We start from the raw sequence: 4,965 nt of genomic DNA, 5'->3' as shown, positions 1-4,965 counted from the left end.
GGGGTCCTCGTCGAATTTCTCCTCGAGTTCGGGGTACTCGTTGGTCTGACTCGAGGTCTCGCCCGTGTAGGCGTTGACGGTCACCGGCAGTCACCTCCGGTGGCCGCCTCCTCGAGTGTGAGAAGGTGATCGTACTGGCGGTCGTAGTACGGACGGGCGTCGAGCGTGACGCCACTGTGCTGGTTATTGCCGCTCTCTACTACCGAATCGGTCCGACTAGTTTTAAGTCGGCTTGTCTGTAAGGTTTGCATGGTTCGTCGACTCCATTTCCCAGGGGAACACGGACCATCCGGCCATGCCCTAACATGGCCTTTCTGCGAAACGTCAGTCTCGCTTAGTGGTTCGTGCTAATTGGAACATTCAGCCAGAGATACTTAGGTTTTGCCCATAGTGCAGTTGCACTACGGCCATAGTGCAGTTGCATCAGATTTTAAACCCCCGGGCGTCGTATCGCTATCCGTGAGCCCGAATCGAACGCGCGACGAGGACACCGGCCAATTCGACGAGAAGCATTCTTCGAATCGGTATCTCGAGGCTGTGGACCGGCTCGAGCCCACGACGACCGGTGAGGTAGCTGACGAACTCGACTGTCACCGGAACACGGCGCGACGGCATCTCGAGAAGCTTGCTGACGCGGGGGAGATAGAAAAGATCGAACGCAGCGGAGCGTTCCTGTGGACCACGAATTGAGTTTACTTTCAGTCCGGTTAGCCAGCGTTTATATTCCTGTTCGTTGTAGTACCTATCACAATGGCCGCCAATTCAGAACAGGCAGCAGGCGGTAGTTCAGGCGATCCAGAGGCGCAATCGAAAAGTAAGCGTCGGCGGAGCGAAATGTGGGATCTAATCGATGCACTCGAGGCCGATGCGCAGAACCCGCAGGTCGACCGGCTCGTATCGGTTCTCAAGTTGCTACAAGCGGAGATCGGCCGACTCGAGGCGCGGAACCGAAAGCTCGAGGACCGGCTGTCCCGGCTCGAGGCCGTCAACGGGCTCGACGGGACGGAAATCGATCTGAGCGACGCGAACGAACTCGACCATCGCGACGAGAAGGTCGTCAAGGCGATCGTCGCCGACGGCGGTACCATGTTCTCGGTCCGTGACCTCCAGCGGTTCTATCGAGAACATACCGACGTGCGTGCGAAAGAGACGTTGAAAGATCGGATTCAGTACCTCACGTCGACGGGGCTGTTCGAACGCGACAGTGGGTCGAAGTGGCGATTCGTCGGAGCAGACGGCTTCTAATCCTGATTCATGCCAAGTTACGGACCTCAACAAGTTTACGTCATCGAACACGAGTTAGGCCCTGTCAAGATTGGTCGGGCACGAAACCCAGAGCAACGACTCGGGGAGCTACAAGTGTCGTCGCCGTTCGAATTGCGGTTGAAGAAAACCGCTACGCCAGACGATGCAGCGGCGGTCGAGAAGTACCTCCACAGCCACTTCGATAAATACCACATGCGGGGTGAGTGGTTCGATATCCCAGCCGACGAACGAGATTTCCCGATCCCGAGACGGATCTCCGGCAACCAACCGGACGTCGACCTCGGGCTGTCAATCGATCGGGACATGGACGAATCGTGGGCACGAACACTCGATCGACTCTTTACTGCGATGAAAGTTACGCGGTACGAAACGTCGGACATTCGGTCACTGCGAAGTCGGATTCGTGAGTTGGCCGATCTCGAGGTTGACGATGACGAAAGTCGAAATGCAGGCCCGGGCGACGTGCTCGAGGTACAAGATGACACCCCATCCGATAAGATTCGGTGTCCACAGTGTGGGCACCGGTACGACCAAGGAGAGTTGGGGTGCCCGACGTGTGGCGGTCAGGCGGTAACCGATCATCGGCGACGGTAGTTAGTCCGCCGACGCCGATACCGCCGCGCCCTCGAGCGATTTCTGCTTCATTTCCGGCCCCATTAACACAGCCGTCTCGGCCGGTCGGGTCCGCTGGCCGTTCGTAAGTCGCCGGGCGAGACGGGCGATCGGGCCGTAGTCGGGATGGTCCAACAGCGCCCACGGGTTCGGTGGGTCGCCGTCGCTCCAGAACAACAGCCCGCCGATCGGGTCGTCCGGATCGGCGTACCGATCGGTCGGGAGACGACGCTCGAGGACGGCGTCGACGGCCTCGGTGAACCGCGCCCCGACGGCGGTGGGGTACGTCCGCGATTCGCGGCCGTCGGAAGTCGGTGCCGAGAGTCCGATCCGATAGCCGCCCTCGTCGACGACCATGATCCCGAGCGGTTCCAACTGCTCACGGTAGTTGTAGACCGTTTTCTTGGACACGCCGGCCCGCTCGGCGAGCTCCGATTTGGAAAGTGGGTCGTCCGCAGCGAGGAGTGTTTGGACGATCTTGCCGGCGGTGTCCGTACGCCGATCGGCGCTGCCGAGCTGGGGAAGGATTGCAATCGGCTCGAGCGCCTGGAGTGCGCGGCGGAGTTCGTCTGGCCGAACGTCGCGAGCCTCGGCTTCACTCGAGAGGCGGCGGTGCAGCACACGAGCGGCGTCGTGTGGCGTCGCGACGAGACCGTGTAGCGTCGAGACCGCCTCGGTCGTCGTGCGGATGTTCTTGCGGGAGAGGACGCGTCGAATCGCCGCGTCGTAGGCGTCACGGCCGGGATCGGTACGAATCGGAATGTCGACGCCGAACTCCGGCGCGTCGTCGTGGACTTCGGTCGGCGACTCGAGGTAGGTTCGAAGCGAGTCCTCGAGTCGGTGGACGTCGGGGCCGCGGACGACAAACGACGGAATCAGCGAGCCGGTTGGGTCAGCGGCGTCGACCTGTGCAGTGAACGCAGTGCGGCGCTTGTCCTCCCGATCTTCGAACAACTGCCGGTAGCAGGCGTAGTGGCCGTTGTACGTCGACTGGATTGCCGCCGCGTAGCCGATCGACTTTGCGAGTGCATCGAGGTCGTCCTGGTCGGTGTTCTCGGGAACGCGAATCTCGTAGTGGACATCGATCCCGAACAGATCGAGGAGATGGGTAATCGTGCCCCAGAGCCCCTGTGCCGAGCGGATAATTTCCGAGCGGAACTGAGCGCGGTCGAGTGCGTCGTGGTCGCCGTGGTTGAGTTTCGTCGTCATGTCGGCGATCTCCGCGCCCCACTCGATGAGTGTCTCGCGGAACTCCTGGCCGTCCTCGAGCGCCCGATCCGATGCCCCACCGATACACCGGGCGTCGCGAACGATGACCGGCGGATCGTCGATCGACTCGAGTTTGTCGGCCGGGAGAGCACGGTCCACAAACTCGGGGCTGGCTAACGCTAATGCAGCACTCGTCGTCAACGGCAACGGGCCACCGGCTCGTACAGCGGCCACCGCCTCCCCCCGCTCTGGGTCGTAACTCGCGTATCGGGTCCGTCGTTCGTGGTCAGCTACTGGCCCACGTACCAGGGTCACACCGCCGTTTTGGCCACACGCTGCGGCAGCGGCGTGTTCGTCCGGGGCCATGTAGCGGGTGCGGTAGGGTGCGGTGCCGTCGGCGGTCACTGCATCGGCCTCGGCCTCCCCACCCACTCCCGATCGCGTGGGTACACGGCCCTGTTGTTGTTGTTTACCGCCGCCGCTAACGAAGTCCGAAATCGACCGCTGTCGTGCGATTTCAGTTTCGTACAGTTCGAGGACGCGCTCGCCGGCCGGGAGGAGTTCGACCTTCCGGTCGGTCCGGGGACCAAAGCGATCGACCAACTCGAGGTCGACGTACTCACTGACGAGTTGCCGAACACGGGAGTCGTCGTCGCCGGGATACAGGCTGTACAGTTCCGAATACGAGAGAATCCCGTTCGGGTCACGGGAGAGTTCACGGAGCATCGTGACCGCAAAGTCCCCGCGCTCGAGGGCCGTGGCCACCTGCCGTTGGGCAGCGTCGATCTGTTGGACTTCCCGGTTACGATTGCACCACTCACTAACGCCGGGGAGGTCGGATCGGTGGCTGTTCGCGACCTTCCCGAGGGTCACGGTCGACCCGACGAGCCGCACGGAACAGGCGTCGGCCAGCACGGCCAGCAGGTCACAGACGTCGACCCGTTGGTCGCGACGCACGTCGTCGACGAACGCATCCCGAACGACGACGCCGATGACGGGCTCGGTCTCGAGACCGTCGAACAGACTCGCGACAGCCAGCAGGTCGACGGTCTCGGCCAGCGGGTTCTCCGGCAGCGGTGCGATTATCTCGTCGACAACGCGGCGGGGGTCAGCCGGACCATCGCAGGTCACACTGTCGCTTGCGTACCCGCGGGCGACGTTGACGATATGGGACCGAACCCAGAACGGAATGCCGTACTCCTCGAGCACGTCGTAACACTCGACGGGCTCCATGCCGCCGAACAGGTCAGCAAGCGACTGAGCCAGCGCCGCCCGCACGTCGTCGTGGCCGAACAGCGCCGTCCACAGGTCGGTGACCGTCGTCGTCTCGAGGTCGACGATCGCCGCGGCACTCGCCGGCTGTTGGTCGGTCAGTGTGACCTCGCCGCGGGACAGCTCGTCACGATCGGCGCGACTTGCCCACGACTCCAGGTCGTCGGCGATTTCCTCGGCGAACAACTCGTCGCCCGGACGATCCGTCGAGACCTCGGTTTCGAACGCGTCCTCGTAGAGGCCGGCATACTCCTCGGCCCACTCCTCGAATTTGCGTCGGTCGGGCTCGAGGACAGTCTTCGCCAGATCCTCGTACCGATCGCTTTCGATCGGTGTGAGGTCCATCTTCTCGGCGCTGATCGGCGCGTCGCGTTCGATCTGCCGTTCGATCTCGTCCTGTTGGGCGTTGAACGGCCCAACGTCCTCGAGCAGATTCTCGTACACCTCGCTTTCGCCGGCCCGTTTGGCAAGGCGTCGGGATCGAAGCTCGGCAGCGCCGGCACGCGTCTCGTGGTGCTCCAGTGGTCGGAGCTTGGAGGTCCGATGCCCGTTGCCACAGCAGGGACACTCGGCGACGACGTTCGTCTGACGATCGTGGGTTGGGAG

The 4,965-nt window shown here is 62.6% G+C and carries 4 protein-coding genes; 3 read left to right on the top strand and 1 reads right to left on the bottom strand.

Features of this window, described 5'->3' with window-relative positions:
- The first annotated feature begins 459 nt into the window (after positions 1–459).
- The 3 genes from C446_RS01860 (at position 460) to C446_RS20420 (ending at position 1,860) form a co-directional block, all read left to right on the top strand.
- Positions 460–690 (top strand): helix-turn-helix domain-containing protein, encoded by a 231-nt coding sequence (locus tag C446_RS01860; RefSeq protein ID WP_006671351.1) that lies wholly within the window; start codon positions 460–462, stop codon positions 688–690.
- Positions 691–834: 144 nt separating this feature from the next.
- The gene (locus C446_RS01855; RefSeq protein WP_006671350.1) at positions 835–1,245 is read left to right on the top strand and encodes a hypothetical protein; all 411 of its coding nucleotides are present in this window, start codon (positions 835–837) and stop codon (positions 1,243–1,245) included.
- Positions 1,246–1,254: 9 nt separating this feature from the next.
- Positions 1,255–1,860 (top strand): GIY-YIG nuclease family protein, encoded by a 606-nt coding sequence (locus C446_RS20420; RefSeq protein ID WP_083861039.1) that lies wholly within the window; start codon positions 1,255–1,257, stop codon positions 1,858–1,860.
- Here C446_RS20420 and C446_RS01845 read toward each other — a convergent pair.
- The coding region (locus C446_RS01845) for an HTH domain-containing protein (RefSeq protein ID WP_006671348.1) at positions 1,861–4,965 on the bottom strand (3,105 nt) is incomplete at its 5' end. It lies immediately after the preceding gene.

Origin of the sequence: Halobiforma nitratireducens JCM 10879 (assembly GCF_000337895.1) — an archaeon.
Lineage (GTDB): Archaea > Halobacteriota > Halobacteria > Halobacteriales > Natrialbaceae > Natronobacterium > Natronobacterium nitratireducens.
This window is presented reverse-complemented; position numbering and strand designations above follow the sequence as displayed.

Bases quoted from the DNA above. Each gene is read 5' to 3' on its own strand.
- C446_RS01855 (WP_006671350.1), top strand. From the start codon at position 835: ATGTGGGATCTAATCGATGCACTCGAGGCCGATGCGCAGAACCCGCAG.
- C446_RS20420 (WP_083861039.1), top strand. From the start codon at position 1,255: ATGCCAAGTTACGGACCTCAACAAGTTTACGTCATCGAACACGAGTTA.